General features: G+C 36.0%; 14 protein-coding genes, 1 tRNA gene and 1 other RNA gene. 7 read left to right on the top strand and 9 right to left on the bottom strand.

Going from position 1 to position 14836, the window contains the following annotated elements; translation table 11 throughout:
* Position 1 precedes the first annotated feature (1 nt).
* Positions 2 to 439, top strand: coding sequence for a D-aminoacyl-tRNA deacylase (dtd, locus tag O970_RS04435; protein WP_024495950.1), 438 nt, complete (start codon positions 2 to 4; stop codon positions 437 to 439).
* A gap of 36 nt (positions 440 to 475) precedes the next feature.
* On the opposite strand, the gene O970_RS04440 is transcribed toward dtd, so the two are convergent.
* Positions 476 to 928: a DoxX family protein gene (locus O970_RS04440; protein WP_024495951.1), complete on the bottom strand. Its 453-nt coding sequence runs from the start codon at positions 926 to 928 to the stop codon at positions 476 to 478.
* Positions 929 to 1267: 339 nt separating this feature from the next.
* Here O970_RS04440 and rnpB point away from each other — a divergent pair.
* Positions 1268 to 1642: RNase P RNA component class A (gene rnpB / locus O970_RS04445), an RNA gene on the top strand.
* Between the two features lie 75 nt (positions 1643 to 1717).
* Here rnpB and O970_RS09855 read toward each other — a convergent pair.
* The 7 genes from O970_RS09855 to O970_RS04475 form a co-directional block, all read right to left on the bottom strand.
* Complete coding sequence (locus O970_RS09855; RefSeq protein WP_166667079.1) at positions 1718 to 1885, bottom strand: hypothetical protein; 168 nt, start codon at positions 1883 to 1885, stop codon at positions 1718 to 1720.
* 453 nt (positions 1886 to 2338) lie between these two features.
* A complete protein-coding gene (locus O970_RS04450; protein WP_024495952.1) occupies positions 2339 to 3019 on the bottom strand; it encodes a DedA family protein in 681 nt (226 codons plus the stop codon).
* 36 nt (positions 3020 to 3055) lie between these two features.
* Entirely contained in the window at positions 3056 to 4516 is a 1461-nt protein-coding gene (gene tldD / locus O970_RS04455) for a metalloprotease TldD (protein WP_024495953.1), read from the bottom strand.
* A 62-nt stretch (positions 4517 to 4578) separates the two neighbouring features.
* Positions 4579 to 6048 (bottom strand): ribonuclease G, encoded by a 1470-nt coding sequence (gene rng, locus O970_RS04460; protein ID WP_024495954.1) that lies wholly within the window; start codon positions 6046 to 6048, stop codon positions 4579 to 4581.
* Positions 6049 to 6057: 9 nt separating this feature from the next.
* Positions 6058 to 6549 carry a rod shape-determining protein MreD gene (mreD, locus tag O970_RS04465; protein WP_024495955.1) on the bottom strand — a complete coding sequence of 164 codons (492 nt, stop codon included), beginning with the start codon at positions 6547 to 6549 and terminating at the stop codon, positions 6058 to 6060.
* Positions 6542 to 7441, bottom strand: a complete 900-nt coding sequence (gene mreC, locus O970_RS04470; RefSeq protein WP_024495956.1) for a rod shape-determining protein MreC — start codon at positions 7439 to 7441, stop codon at positions 6542 to 6544. Before mreC ends, mreD begins: the two co-directional genes overlap by 8 nt.
* 64 nt (positions 7442 to 7505) lie before the next feature.
* Positions 7506 to 8549 (bottom strand): rod shape-determining protein, encoded by a 1044-nt coding sequence (locus tag O970_RS04475; RefSeq protein WP_024495957.1) that lies wholly within the window; start codon positions 8547 to 8549, stop codon positions 7506 to 7508.
* A gap of 461 nt (positions 8550 to 9010) precedes the next feature.
* Between O970_RS04475 and accB the strand changes: the two genes are divergently transcribed.
* The 3 genes from accB to aroL all read left to right on the top strand — a co-directional run bounded on the left by accB (position 9011) and on the right by aroL (position 11764).
* A complete protein-coding gene (accB, locus tag O970_RS04480; protein ID WP_024495958.1) occupies positions 9011 to 9466 on the top strand; it encodes an acetyl-CoA carboxylase biotin carboxyl carrier protein in 456 nt (151 codons plus the stop codon).
* A gap of 23 nt (positions 9467 to 9489) precedes the next feature.
* Positions 9490 to 10836, top strand: a complete 1347-nt coding sequence (accC, locus tag O970_RS04485) for an acetyl-CoA carboxylase biotin carboxylase subunit (RefSeq protein WP_024495959.1) — start codon at positions 9490 to 9492, stop codon at positions 10834 to 10836.
* 412 nt (positions 10837 to 11248) lie between these two features.
* On the top strand, positions 11249 to 11764 hold the full coding sequence (gene aroL, locus O970_RS04490) for a shikimate kinase AroL (RefSeq protein WP_024495960.1): 516 nt from the start codon (positions 11249 to 11251) through the stop codon (positions 11762 to 11764).
* A 215-nt stretch (positions 11765 to 11979) separates the two neighbouring features.
* Here aroL and efp read toward each other — a convergent pair whose 3' ends face one another.
* A complete protein-coding gene (gene efp, locus O970_RS04495) occupies positions 11980 to 12546 on the bottom strand; it encodes an elongation factor P (RefSeq protein ID WP_024495961.1) in 567 nt (188 codons plus the stop codon).
* Between the two features lie 31 nt (positions 12547 to 12577).
* Here efp and epmB point away from each other — a divergent pair, with 31 nt between their 5' ends.
* Both epmB and O970_RS04505 read left to right on the top strand, forming a co-directional pair.
* Positions 12578 to 13600, top strand: coding sequence for an EF-P beta-lysylation protein EpmB (epmB, locus tag O970_RS04500; RefSeq protein WP_036562637.1), 1023 nt, complete (start codon positions 12578 to 12580; stop codon positions 13598 to 13600).
* Positions 13601 to 13904: 304 nt separating this feature from the next.
* A tRNA-Phe gene (locus tag O970_RS04505) sits at positions 13905 to 13980 on the top strand.
* The last annotated feature ends 856 nt before the right edge of the window (positions 13981 to 14836 follow it).

The raw sequence follows: 14836 nt of genomic DNA on the forward strand, positions 1-14836 counted from the left end.
TATGATAGCCTTAATTCAACGCGTGAAACAAGCAAGCGTTATGGTTGAAAATCAGATTATTGGTGAAATTAATCAGGGATTACTGATTTTCCTTGGTGTTGAGCAGCAAGATGATGAAAATAAAGCCATCCGTCTTTGTGAACGGGTACTTGGCTATCGAATCTTTAGTGATCAGAATGGCAAAATGAATTTAAATGTACAACAAGCTGGAGGAAGTGTATTAATTGTCTCACAATTTACTTTAGCTGCTGATACTAAAAAAGGTATGCGCCCTAGCTTTACCAAAGGGGCCAAACCTGAAGAGGCAAAAAGGCTTTATGAATTTTTTATTCAACAATGCCATAAAGCCAATATAGTCACCCAATCTGGGCAGTTTGCCGCTGATATGCAAGTTAGTCTCATTAATGATGGTCCCACTACATTCTGGTTACAGGTTTAATAAAAATGATCACGACTATATTTTTTTATCCTAGACTTAGGATAAGTGTGGTTTTTGGCTAATTTGATACAAACCATAACGTAACTCAGCAGCAATGGCACTCATCATCACCCCGCCAATCATATGTAGATGACGATAAAAATCATTTAATTGACTCAGATAAGCCTCGCCGGTATACGCCCAGAAATTATGGAACATAAACATAGTTAATAGGGTAAATACAAATAAAGCACCATTACCTAACCATGCTAAGCGTCGACCAAAAACAATAATAATAGGTGATAAAATTTCAACTATAATGACTAAGATAGTCACCCAAAAGGCAGGGTGTAGACCATTGTCAGCCATATAAGTAACAGTATGATTAAAATTAAATACTTTAGATAACCCTGCCTGCCAAAAGGGTAGCGTAACAAGTATCTGACCAATATAATAAGCCCAACGACAACGAACGAGTTTATATATTAATTCTACTAACCTAATCAACATCATCTTTTCCTTTGCTTATTTTGTCCATTAAAAAGCAATTATAATCTGCTGTTTATGCCTTAAAAACAGACATATCCCATTTACTTTTATCGTAATAGATAATAATTTGCTTATAAAAATATATTGCCATTGATAAAATAAAACAATAAGTTGAGAGTCGTTATTACGCAATTTTCTATAAAAAATAGTAAAAAATTAGCTACATCCTATAGCCTTGATGAATAACAACTGTGATTTGCTTTATCAAAATGTGTGACGTTATGTACGTTCAACCATGATCTTAATCAAGATTATCATAAAGATATTGCTATTAAATGGTAACTAGGTTATCCTCTGCTGCAAATTAACCAGACAATCGCTGCTTTGTGGTAAAACACAGGGGGGAGGAAAGTCCGGGCTCCATGGGGCAGAGTGCCAGGTAACGCCTGGGGGATTTAAGCGAGAGCGAAAATTCACGACTAGTGCAACAGAAAGTAAACCGCCGATGGCGAATATAACCTTCGCACAGGTAAGGGTGAAAGGGTGTGGTAAGAGCACACCGCGCAACTGGTAACAGTTTGTGGCACGGTAAACTCCACTCGGAGCAAGGTCAAATAGGGATCTATTGGCGTGGCCCGCGCTGGATCCGGGTAGACTGCTTGAGCTAATGTGCGAATATTAGCCTAGATGAATGATTGTCCACGACAGAACCCGGCTTATCGGTTAATTTTATTATTAAGGCTAATTCATTTAGCCTTAATGATTCTTTTCTATACTATTGTAATATTAGGGTAGCTTTCATAAATTATATCAATCATGCCTAGCGGAATGACATAACGTTAAACTGCTTTTTAAAGTTAAGCCATCAATAATTTGACCAATAGGATAAGCTAAAGCCATCACTTTGCGTACATCATTTGTAATAGATGATATTCCTTCAACCAGTAATGACAAACGATCAAGTCTCGCTCCGCTCACGCCTTGCTTTTTTATTGTACCTATCCTTTTTATTAGGCATAAGAAAGGGTTGCATGTGTTGTTCTAATAAACCAAGCCATATTCATTAAAGCCTGATTCTTTATTTTGATAGGGGATTGTGTCAATTGCTATGAGCTGAGTCTTAGCGCTTTACCCATTTGTTGTAACATTTTGTCATCACTAATTAGTTTATGAATATTTTTTATATCGTTTGCATTGTTTTATTATATTGGTATAAATAAAAAAATCTGTCTATGTTTAGAACATAATATAGACAGATTTTTTATTTTATCTAGATTAATAACTAGTTGATTTTTTTAACTAGTTTTTATCTTTTAAACGCGTATGTAATGTATCTAAAAATTCCTTTCTTGCATTATTTTCTAAAGGATATATAGATATTTTTAGAATTATATTATGACCATAATCTATAATAATATTTCTTAGTTGAGATTAGGAATGATTATTCTTCTGTTTGTTTTTTATCTGCCATCGTTTAAACATTAGCCAAAGTGAAGCTATTAAACCTAGGCATAATAAGACAATAGGAATGAGCATAAATATTGTCATAAATTGTTTTTCATACGTTTTAAAAATCGGAGATAAGCCAAATAGATAACCCGCTGTAGTGATTAAACATATCCACAACGTAGCGCTCAGCCAATTATATAGGTGAAAACGGGCACTTTTTAAACCAGATAAACCAGCTAATAAAGGTAATAAAGTCCGCACAAATGGAATAAAACGACCAAAGAATAGCGCAGCTAAACCATATTTATGGAATAATAATTCAGCTTGCCAATGATATTTTTTAGGCAAATGGGCCATCCAACTTTTGACTATTGCCGTTTTCCCTAACCAACGTCCTTGAGCATAACCTATCCACGTTCCCAACGCTGCGCCAGCAATCAATATTAAATTGATTAAACCGAAATGAAAAACATCAAGACTAATTAGAATACCCGTAATAAAAATTAAACTGTCTCCAGGTAAAAAGGCCGCGGGTAGAATACCATTTTCTAAAAAAAGAATGCTAAACAGCATGGCATACAGAATCCAAAGTACTGATGGATTTGATAATGTTGAATAGTCTAGTGTTTTAAACGCTTCGTATAACGATAAGATTGTATCCATTAAAGTTTATTCCTACTTAATCCATAACCTAAAAAATTATTTATGACTGATCGTTCCACCTACAGTCAAATTATCGACTTTAACTGTTGGCTGTCCAACGCCAACAGGTACACTTTGCCCTTCTTTACCACAGACGCCAACGCCTTTATCTAATGCCAAATCGGAACCAACCATGGAAATACTACACATCGTATCAACACCTGAACCAATTAAGGTTGCTCCTTTAACCGGTGTAGTTATTTTCCCTTTCTCAATTAAATAGGCTTCTGACGTAGAGAAAACAAATTTACCTGAGGTAATATCGACCTGCCCGCCTGAAAAATTAGGCGCATACAGCCCATAATCGACACTAGTAATAATATCATCAAATGAGGATGAACCTGATAACATATAAGTATTGGTCATGCGCGGAATAGGTAAAGCGGCGTAACTTTCTCGACGTCCATTACCCGTTGATTGCTTACCAAGTAAACGCGCGTTGAGTTTATCAAGTAAATAATTTTTTAGTATCCCATTTTCAATAAGCACGGTAGATTGCGTTGCGACACCTTCATCATCAATTAAAAGCGAGCCTCGGCGACCAGGTAAGGTTCCATTATCAATAATGGTACATAGTTCAGAGGTGACTTGTTGACCAATTTTTCCCGCAAAGACAGATGAACCTTTCCGATTAAAATCGCCTTCTAAACCATGCCCAACAGCTTCATGAAGTAATACGCCAGGCCAGCCAGCGCCAAGAACAACGGGCATCGTCCCTGCTGGAGCCGCTATGGCCGATAGATTAATCAGCGCCAAACGTACCGCATTATTCACATAACTGACTAAGCGTGTTTCGTTAGCATTTACTTCTTTTTCCATAAAAGCGCTATATTCAAAGCGACCACCGCCACCACAGCTACCGCTTTCACGCCGTCCATCTTGCTCAACGATGACATTAACGGATAATCTTACTAAAGGACGAATATCCACAGCAAAAGTACCATCTGTTGCTGCCACTAAGACTTCTTCATAACTACCCATTAAACTTGCTCGTACTTCTTTTACTCGTTTATCTAATGAGCGCGCAAGTTTATCAACTTGATGTAGCAGATCAATTTTAGCTTGTTGCGGATAAGTTAATAATGGATTTATTGCTGGATAAATAGCAGGCTGGGTGGTGCTATTCAAAGGCTGAATTAGCGTTTTACCGGCATATTCAGAGATACTGCGGGCGGCTATAGCACACTTTGCAAGTTGATCTATATCAATCTGACTGGTGTAGGCAAAACCACTTTTTTCATCGATAACCGCTCTAACGCCGACACCTTGATCATGGTGGTAAGATGCATTTTTAATGATGCCATCTTCCAATGACCAAACTTCATTGTAAGCAGACTGAAAGTAGAGGTCGCCGTAATCAATTTTACGTTGACTCAATGTGTCTAGCAAATTAGCTAAATCCTGTGTACTTAAATTATTAGCTGTTAATAAGTGATCACTAACTTTATCTAGAATCATACTATCTCATTGTTTATTTTGATTAATTATTTAAATTATGGCACATGATGATTTAAACTAATTTACATTAATACCACATCAAATTGTTCCTGAGTATAAACCGGCTCAATTTTCACTTCGACACGCTTGCCAACAAACACTTCTAATTCAGCTAATGAGTGCGATTCATCTGTCTTTAACGCATTAGCGACCATGGCCGATGCATAAACTAAGAAATACTCCGAATGATGAGCTTTATGCACACGAACGATTTCTCGCAGAATTTCGAAACAGACTGTTTCGACTGATTTTACCATACCTCGCCCATGACAACTTGGACATTCACTACATAAAATATGTTCAAGACTTTCTCGAGTACGCTTACGGGTCATTTCGACTAAGCCTAAGTTTGAAAACCCATTTACTGATGTTTTTGCTCTATCCCGTTGGAGATGATCATTTAATGATTGCAAAACACGCTGCTGATGCTCCTCATTTTGCATATCGATAAAATCAATAATAATAATACCGCCTAAATTGCGTAATCTTAATTGTCTTGCAATTGCCAGCGTCGCTTCAATATTGGTATTAAAAATGGTTTCTTCCAAATTACGATGCCCAACAAAAGCCCCAGTATTAATATCAATCGTCGTCATTGCTTCGGTTTGATCGATAATCAGATAACCACCCGATTTCAACTTGACTCTTCTTTCAAGCGCGCGCTGAATTTCATTCTCAGTATCATAAAGATCAAAAATAGGTAAATTACCTCGATAAAGTTCTAACTTATCAACAACTTCAGGCATAAATTCAGTGGTAAAATCTTGTAGCAACTCATAAGTTAAACGTGAATCAACTAAAATTCTATCAATGGGATCCCCAACAAAATCACGTAATACTCGCTGTGCCAGTGAGATTTCACCGTAAATTAAATTTTTACTTGCAATTTTAGAGGCATATTCTTGTACTTTACCCCATAAACGTTTTAAAAACCGCGCATCTTGCTCTAATTCTTCAGCTTTGGCACGTTCAGCGGCGGTGCGAACAATAAAGCTCCCACTTTCATCACAATAATTTTCAACAATTGTTTTTAAACGATGACGCTCTTCTTCACTATCAATACGTTGTGACGTTCCTACATGGGATGATCCTGGCATAAATACTAAATAACGTGACGGTAACGTAATATCCGTTGTTAATCGTGCACCTTTAGTGCCTAATGGATCTTTCACTACTTGCACAATAATATCTTGCCCTTGACGGACTAGCTCTGAAATATCTTTAACTTGAAATTGCTTCTGTTCTGAATCAGCCACGCATTCGGTATGCGGCATAATATCTGAAGCATGCAAAAAAGCTGCTTTTTCTAGACCAATATCAACAAAGGCAGCCTGCATGCCAGGTAAAATACGAATTATTTTACCTTTATAAATATTACCGACAATTCCCCGCTTTGACTCTCGGTCGACATGAATTTCTTGCAATATACCATCTTCAATGTAAGCAACGCGTGTTTCTGACGGTGTCACATTCATTAACAACTCTATAGACATAACAAACTCTTAATAAATCCAAAAATGCCGTCTAATCTGTCTCATCAATAAAAATACCCATGGCCACAGTATTCCATTCACAATGCTGGAGAGGAATAACATTGGTATCATCGTTATTGAATGATTAATCAGAATTTCAATAAAAAACAACAATAGGTCATAACATATTGAAAGTAATATAATAATAAGTAATTGTTGCCAAATAGCCAAATTTCTAATTAATTGAAATTTGAATAAAGACAGATAAGCAATAATAGATAATGCAAATGCATGCCCGCCAAGTACGGTTCCAGAAAAGAGATCCAAAACGATACCAATAAAAAAAGCCATGGCAATGCCTATACAATTTGGTAAAGCTAATGTCCAATAAACTAAAATTAATAATAACCAATTTGGCTTTATCATATAAATGGTTGAAGACCAAGGCATGATCTGTAACAAAATGCCCACAAGCAATAATAACCAAATAATCCAGCGATTATGAGCTGCGCGATTATTCATATTGTTTCTCCTCCAATTTTACCGGTGGAGTTCTCTCTGTTTCATCTTTCTGGTTTGTTGAGGATGGAAAGCGATCCTCTCCCCATAAGAGTAATAAATAACGCAAACGTTTTAAATCAGCGGTGGGTGAAGCCTGTACGATTAAATTAGCACTATGGGGATCAATATCCACAGAGACTACGGTTGCCACAGGATATCCTTCAGGAAAACGTCCATCTAATCCAGAAGTCACGAGTTCATCCCCAACTTTTACATCGACGTTGTTAGGTAAAAAATCAAGTATTAAATTATTGCTACAACCATTACCCACTGCCACCATTGACATATCGTTACGTAACACTTTAACAGGAATAGCATGTTGGGTATCACACACTAAAATAGCGCGGCTAGTCGTTTCTGCTGTAGCAAAAATTTGTCCAATAATACCTTTTTCATCGATGACAGGTTGACCAACATACACGCCATCTTTAGCACCTTTATTAATCACTAATTGATAGGAATAAGGATTACTATTGGTTAGTAATACCTGTGCTGCCATTTTATATTCATCTCGGCGTAATGGCGAACCTAATAACTCACGCAAGCGCTGATTTTCATGTTTTAAATGTTCTAATAGTAATAAATCATTATGTTTAATTAATAATTCATTACGTAAAGCAGTATTATCTTCCATTAACTGTTCACGAGTTTTTGACATTTCCATTAAATTATCAAAAGCAACATGAGGCGTATTTGAAATAAAGTGAAGAGGACTAATAGCCGTATCAAGATAAAAACGAATTTTTCGGAAAGTCTGATAATGAGAGTCACAAATCATTAAAACCGTTGAAAGAATCAAGGCAATAACTAAACGTAACCCAAGAGGAGTACCTCTAGAAAATAATAACTTCATGACTTAAGCCACCTTCTATAAAAAATAAAAAGTGGCAAAATTAATAATGACATTATTCGTGGATTTAGTCTTCACTAAATAAATCACCACCATGCATATCAATCATCTCCAATGCTTTACCGCCACCACGCGCAACGCAAGTCAATGGATCTTCAGCAATAACGACATGGATGCCCGTTTCGGCACTAAGTAATTTATCTAAATTACGCAATAATGCACCGCCACCCGTTAATACCATACCATGCTCTGAAATATCCGATGCCAGCTCTGGTGGACACTGCTCTAATGCCACCTTAACCGCACTGACAATACCACTTAATGGCTCTTGTAAAGCCTCCAAAATTTCGTTAGAGTTTAACGTAAAACTTCTTGGCACACCTTCTGCCAAATTACGCCCACGAACTTCAATCTCTAATACTTCATCGCCTGGATACGCTGATCCAATAGAATGTTTAATACGTTCAGCTGTGGCTTCACCGATCAACGCACCATAATTACGACGAACATAGTTGATGATAGCTTCATCGAAGCGATCGCCACCAATACGCGCTGACGCGGAATAAACCACACCATTTAATGAAATAACCGCTACTTCCGTTGTCCCCCCACCGATATCAACCACCATTGATCCGGTTGGCTCTGAAACTGGAAGATCAGCGCCAATGGCTGCAGCCATTGGTTCTTCGATTAAATGAACCTCACGAGCCCCAGCGCCTAACGCTGATTCTCGAATAGCACGCCGTTCAACTTGTGTCGCACCTACTGGTACACAGACTAATACGCGAGGGCTTGGCTTTAAGAAACTATTACTATGTACCTGACGAATAAAATGTTGTAACATCTTTTCAGTTACCGAGAAATCGGCAATAACGCCATCTTTCATTGGGCGAATAGCCGCAATATTTCCAGGTGTTCTTCCCAACATTTGTTTTGCCGCTTGTCCTACAGCAGCAACACTTCTTGGAGTACCTGAACGTTCTTGTCTAATTGCCACCACAGATGGCTCATTTAATACAATGCCCTGACCTTTGACATAAATCAAAGTATTAGCGGTCCCCAAATCAATTGAGAGATCATTAGAGAACACTCCACGAATTTTCTTTAGCATAATGAAATTCTTTCCCGAAACTTTGAACTTTTATGAATTATAGTAACAATATGTAAAACAATCATCTCAATATTGTAATTAATTAAACTTCTTTATTGTATAACAATTCTCTATAAGAACCTAGTTTAACACTGCAAAAATCAGTCGCTATTTTTTAAAATAAATTTAGGCACTTACTGTTTTTATATTTATTTAAAGTGAAAAAAAAGACATTTTTACTATCTATTTCAGTGACAAATTAATTTTATCGGTGTATCCTTGCCGGTTATTTACTAAATATTACGCAAATATTGATAATTTCGGCGCAATTGCGAACAAAATTAACAAAATTTAAGAATTGCATTCTCTGATAATGATTAACCAAATTATTATAGATATAAATACTAATAAACGAAAGAGTAGCAATTATCGGTTAAATATTACAAATTTAGCCATCCTTTAACAAAAATACGGTGTTATTCATGGATATTCGTAAAATCAAAAAATTAATCGAGTTAGTTGAAGAATCAGGTATTTCTGAACTAGAAATTTCCGAAGGTGAGGAGTCTGTGCGCATTAGTCGCAATTTAGTATCTGCTCAGACTCAACCATTCCCAGTACAAACCATTAATGTAGCACAACCAGCACCTGCTGCGGCAAATGTTATGCCTGAAGTAGAGGTAGCTGAAAACTGTGCAATGACAGGTCATGCGGTCAAATCACCAATGATAGGTACATTTTATCGTACCCCAAGCCCTGATGCTAAACCGTTTGTTGAAGTAGGACAAACCGTTGCAGAAGGTGATGTGCTTTGTATTGTTGAAGCGATGAAGATGATGAATCAAATTGAATCCGATAAAGCTGGAATAGTAAAAGCTATTTTAGTTGAAAGTGGTCAACCCGTTGAATTTGATCAAACACTATTCATCATCGAATAAATAAACCAGTGAGGTTTACTAACATGCTTGATAAAATTGTTATCGCCAATCGCGGTGAGATTGCGCTACGTATCCTTCGTGCAAGTAAAGAACTTGGCATTAAAACAGTAGCAGTACATTCTGTAGCAGATAAAGATCTAAAACACGTATTGCTAGCTGATGAAACCGTTTGTATCGGTCCCGCCTCATCAGCCCAAAGTTATTTAAATATTCCAGCTTTAATTTCCGCGGCAGAAGTGACAGGCGCCTCGGCGATCCACCCTGGCTATGGTTTTTTATCTGAAAATGCAGACTTTGCTGAACAAGTTGAACGTTCAGGATTTATTTTTATTGGACCGAAACCAGATACGATTCGTTTAATGGGAGACAAAGTCTCAGCCATTGAGGCGATGAAAAAAGCGGGTGTTCCATGCGTACCGGGATCTGATGGTCCTCTTGGTGATGATATCAACACCAATAAAGAGATCGCAAAAAAAATTGGCTATCCAGTGATTATTAAAGCCTCTGGCGGCGGTGGCGGTCGTGGCATGCGCATTGTACGGCAAGAAAAAGATCTTGAACAAGCGATTAATATGACAAAATTAGAAGCGAAAACCGCTTTTAATAATGATATGGTTTATATGGAAAAGTTTCTTGAAAATCCACGCCATATCGAAATTCAAGTTTTAGCTGATGGACAAGGTAATGCGATTTATTTAGGTGAACGAGATTGTTCAATGCAACGACGCCATCAAAAAGTAGTTGAAGAAGCTCCAGCAGTAGGTATTACACCAAAAATGCGTAAATTTATTGGTGAGCGATGTGCCAAAGCTTGTGTAGAAATTGGTTATCGTGGTGCAGGTACCTTTGAATTCCTATTTGAAAACGATGAATTCTATTTTATTGAAATGAATACGCGTATTCAGGTTGAGCACCCTGTTACAGAAATGATTACAGGTGTTGATTTAATCAAAGAACAAATCCGTATTGCTGCTGGTGAACCATTATCGATTAAACAAAGTGATATTCAAATCAAAGGACATGCGATTGAATGTCGTATCAATGCGGAAGATCCGAAGACATTTATGCCTTCTCCTGGTAAAATTACGCGTTTCCATGCACCAGGTGGTTTAGGCATTCGTTGGGAATCACATATTTATGCGGGTTATACCGTACCAACTTATTATGACTCCATGATAGGGAAACTAATTGCTTACGGTGAAAGTCGCGATATTGCCATTGCTCGAATGAAAAATGCACTATCTGAACTGGTCATTGAAGGCATTAAAACTAATATTGAATTGCATATGGAAATTATGGACGATGAAAATTTCCGTCAGGGTGGAACAAATATTCATTATTTAGAAAAAAAATTGGGTATCTATGAATAATCAACCCATCGTTTAACCATCACGAATAAAGCGATGATTAAAAATGCCATTCATATTGATGATTGGCATTTTTATTTCGTCATTTATTGCTGTTAACATAATCTAATCAACTCATTAAGTCATAATAAATATCAGCCAATTAAGCTAAATATGACCATCAAAACCAAAATCTTTTGCATCTAATTTACGGCCAACTATTGATCAAATTAAATCGCTTGTAAATATCATACTTTATACGTTATTACTTATTACATTTTTTATATTCATCCTATTGCTTAAACAACTAATACGATAAATTATTTAAATTATGAACAAAAAATGCATTGATTTCAAACACAAAACTATTTAGCATAGTTTCCATATTTAATGCTTAAATTTTAAATAAAAATATCTTTCGCTAAAGGTCATGATTATGAGTAACACGCTATTTTTAGTTGGCGCGCGGGCAGCAGGGAAAACCACTTTAGGGAGATTGTTAGCTCAACAGTTAGGTTACTCATTTATTGATACTGATGCTTATTTACAACAAATTGCCCATGCCAGCATAGCACAACTAGTAGAAACAGAAGGCTGGGATAACTTTAGAATACGTGAAAGTAAAGTACTACAAGAGATAACCAAACCTAAACGAGTTATCGCAACTGGTGGTGGTATAGTATTGGCACAACAAAACCGAATATGGATGCAACAACATGGTACTGTCTTTTTCCTTTCCGTGCCATTATCACAGTTAGCCGCACGTTTAATGCGCGATCCTAATCTGGATCAACGTCCATCACTAACAGGTCAATCTATTATTGAAGAATTAGAAAAAATCCATGAGGAGCGACAACCACTTTATCACCAAGTGGCCCACCATGTGATTGATGGCTCATTAGCGCCCAATCAAATTGTCACTGAAATAATCCATCGTTTTACTCATGACTGATAGATATCAAACATTACTTAATAAAAGCATTCAGTTGAAGTGTAATGATAATAGTTCCCTAATTGCTAATAAGATTTGTTTTACCTATCTTATATTTTTCTTACAGTAGAATAGGCTCTGGACATATTCAAATAACAGCGCTCACAGAATAAATAATAAAAAAGCCGATTACATAAATAATCGGCTTACTAATACTTATTCACTAAAATGAGCTATTATTTCACACGAGAAACATATTCACCAGAACGCGTATCGACTTTTACTACTTCACCTGTTTGCACAAATAAAGGAACACGTACAACCGCTCCGGTCGCTAACGTCGCAGGTTTCCCGCCCGTTCCAGCCGTATCACCTTTTAAGCCTGGATCCGTTTCAACAATTTCTAATTCAACAAAGTTTGGTGGTGTCACAGAAATAGGTTGACCATTCCATAAAGTTAAAATACATTCTGCTTGTTCAACTAACCATTTAGCATTATCGCCTACCGCTTTTGCATCAGCTGATAATTGCTCAAACGTTTCGTTATTCATAAAATGCCAAAACTCACCATCAGTATAAAGATAAGTTAAATTCATATCCATTACATCAGCAGCATCGACAGAATCACCAGATTTAAAGGTCTTTTCGACCATTTTTCCAGATAATAATTTACGAATTTTGACTCGGTTTATCGCTTGACCTTTACCTGGTTTATAAAATTCATTTTCCACAATAACGCAAGGTTCTCCATCTTGCATTATTTTCAGGCCTGCTTTAAACTCATTAGTACTAAACGTCGCCATGAGAAATCCTTAAAAATTCAGTTAACCAAAAATGAGTCGCATTATACAGCAAATTGAGCAAGTTCCAAATAAAGAAGCCTGGATTTTACAGTTAGCTAATGTTATTACTGACCCACAAAAATTATTGGCAATGTTGGCGTTAGATCCAACGTTACTGACCACAAATGCTAACTTAGCCAGAAAACAATTTGCGCTGCGCGTACCTCAATCTTTTATTCAACGAATGCGAAAAGGTGATCCGAATGATCCCCTGCTTTTACAAGTTCTACATAGCGAAAAAGAATTAGTCCAACAAGACGGATTCAGCCACGATCCTCTGCAAGAGCAGAATAATTCAATTCCAGGATTATTGCATAAATATAAAAATAGAGCCTTATTTATCACAAAAACCAATTGTGCTATTAATTGTCGCTACTGCTTCCGTCGTCATTTCCCTTATCTACAAAATCAAGGAAATAAACAAAATTGGCTAAAAGCGCTAGCCTATATTGCTAACCATCCTGAATTGGATGAAATTATTTTATCTGGCGGCGATCCCTTAATGGCTAAAGATCACGAATTAAAATGGTTAATTGAAAAACTTGAAGCGATTCCTCATATAAAACGCTTACGTATTCATACTAGACTAGCTGTAGTGATTCCTGAGCGTATCACCGCTCATCTCTGCCAGCTATTAGCCCAAAGTCGCTTACAGATGATCATGGTGACTCATATTAATCATGCGAATGAAATAGATCAGCAAGTTGAATCAGCCATGTTACAACTCAAACAACACGGAGTGACTTTACTAAACCAAAGTGTGCTATTAAAAAATATTAATGACAATGCCATCACCTTAATGAACTTAAGCAATCGCTTATTTGACAGCGGGATTCTCCCTTACTACCTGCATGTATTAGATAAAGTACAAGGGGCAGCACACTTTATGGTCGACGATACCACTGCTTATCAAATTATGCGCGAACTGGAAACAAAAGTGTCTGGTTACTTACTCCCTAAGCTTATTAGAGAAATTGGCGGTGAAAAAAGTAAGACCATTTTAAATTATCATTAGCTATCAATATCAGAAAATTTTTATAAATAAAATCAATCTATGATCAATACGACAGCATAACCATTTTATTATAGATTATTGATAACGACGAGTATAACGAAATACTCTTTATAAATATCGCTAATAAATATTTAAGCAAGCTAGCACGGATAAAATTTATTAATAAAACGCTTAACTTTAACTAATCTGATTAACTAATCACCAAAACATCTATTTTTTAATCGAACAAACCACATTTGGACATAAATAGCGTAAAAAAGTATTGACGAAATCAACGCCATCGTGTTTAATATGCACCATTGTTGCCCGGATAGCTCAGTCGGTAGAGCAGGGGATTGAAAATCCCCGTGTCCTTGGTTCGATTCCGAGTCCGGGCACCAATCACCAAATTCTAGGACCTGTTTATAGCAGTTTTTCATGCCTAAATCTTTTTCATATAAGACTTGGATTATTCTACTATTCAATTGAAATAACCTAATGTCGATCATAATTATGGATTCAAATATAGATATCACTGATTTGATAATAGTACATTGGCCATAATAAAAAGGAGCTTTAGCTCTTTTATTTTCTTTTTAGTGACTAAACATGATTGCTTGATATTATCATTGCAGTTAGATAAGTTTGGCTTCTACAATATCCAAATTATTGTCATTATTTTCTGGCGATATATCTTTCAAGATGTTAATGCTATTTTTAATAATCTTATTATTTTTTGCTTTATTTCAAGTTTAAAATGTTTTTATGTTTAGCTTGCTTATGTTTTAATTTATATTAACTAATAACATATGTAATGATTTCTAAATCTAACCCAGCATATAGAAATAACCACTCACAGCAAATAAAATGGTTGATAATAATTTGTTCTAATTCACTCTTGCATTTCCTACATATAACGACCGCTATAACAAAAAAATTGATTAAAAACTAATTACGACTAAATCAATCATAAAATCTACAAAACAGTCTTATAGCCCTAACTTAACTTTTACCTGATATTGGTTAATAGATTAAAAATAAAAAAATCTTGCAATGTATAAAAAAAAGTGTATTTTACTTGGCTCAAATGGATAACTTTACTCGATTATCCTTAGCAATGACTAATATAGATTTAAATAAGCATAATAATTAACTAGTTAAACAATACCCATTAAGCGGCTCTACTTGTTATTTAGCAATAAATTATTGAATCAGAAAAAGGTTTATTCACCATAAGCATTATGTTTATTCATATCA

It is taken from the genome of Candidatus Schmidhempelia bombi str. Bimp (assembly GCF_000471645.3).
In the GTDB taxonomy this organism is placed as follows: Bacteria; Pseudomonadota; Gammaproteobacteria; order Enterobacterales; family Orbaceae; genus Utexia; species Utexia bombi.

Bases quoted from the DNA above. Each gene is read 5' to 3' on its own strand.
- dtd (WP_024495950.1), top strand. From the start codon at position 2: ATGATAGCCTTAATTCAACGCGTGAAACAAGCAAGCGTTATGGTTGAA.
- O970_RS04440 (WP_024495951.1), bottom strand. From the start codon at position 928: ATGTTGATTAGGTTAGTAGAATTAATATATAAACTCGTTCGTTGTCGT.
- O970_RS04450 (WP_024495952.1), bottom strand. From the start codon at position 3,019: ATGGATACAATCTTATCGTTATACGAAGCGTTTAAAACACTAGACTAT.
- tldD (WP_024495953.1), bottom strand. From the start codon at position 4,516: ATGATTCTAGATAAAGTTAGTGATCACTTATTAACAGCTAATAATTTA.
- rng (WP_024495954.1), bottom strand. From the start codon at position 6,048: ATGTCTATAGAGTTGTTAATGAATGTGACACCGTCAGAAACACGCGTT.
- mreD (WP_024495955.1), bottom strand. From the start codon at position 6,549: ATGAATAATCGCGCAGCTCATAATCGCTGGATTATTTGGTTATTATTG.
- mreC (WP_024495956.1), bottom strand. From the start codon at position 7,441: ATGAAGTTATTATTTTCTAGAGGTACTCCTCTTGGGTTACGTTTAGTT.
- O970_RS04475 (WP_024495957.1), bottom strand. From the start codon at position 8,549: ATGCTAAAGAAAATTCGTGGAGTGTTCTCTAATGATCTCTCAATTGAT.
- accB (WP_024495958.1), top strand. From the start codon at position 9,011: ATGGATATTCGTAAAATCAAAAAATTAATCGAGTTAGTTGAAGAATCA.
- accC (WP_024495959.1), top strand. From the start codon at position 9,490: ATGCTTGATAAAATTGTTATCGCCAATCGCGGTGAGATTGCGCTACGT.
- aroL (WP_024495960.1), top strand. From the start codon at position 11,249: ATGAGTAACACGCTATTTTTAGTTGGCGCGCGGGCAGCAGGGAAAACC.
- efp (WP_024495961.1), bottom strand. From the start codon at position 12,546: ATGGCGACGTTTAGTACTAATGAGTTTAAAGCAGGCCTGAAAATAATG.
- epmB (WP_036562637.1), top strand. From the start codon at position 12,578: ATGAGTCGCATTATACAGCAAATTGAGCAAGTTCCAAATAAAGAAGCC.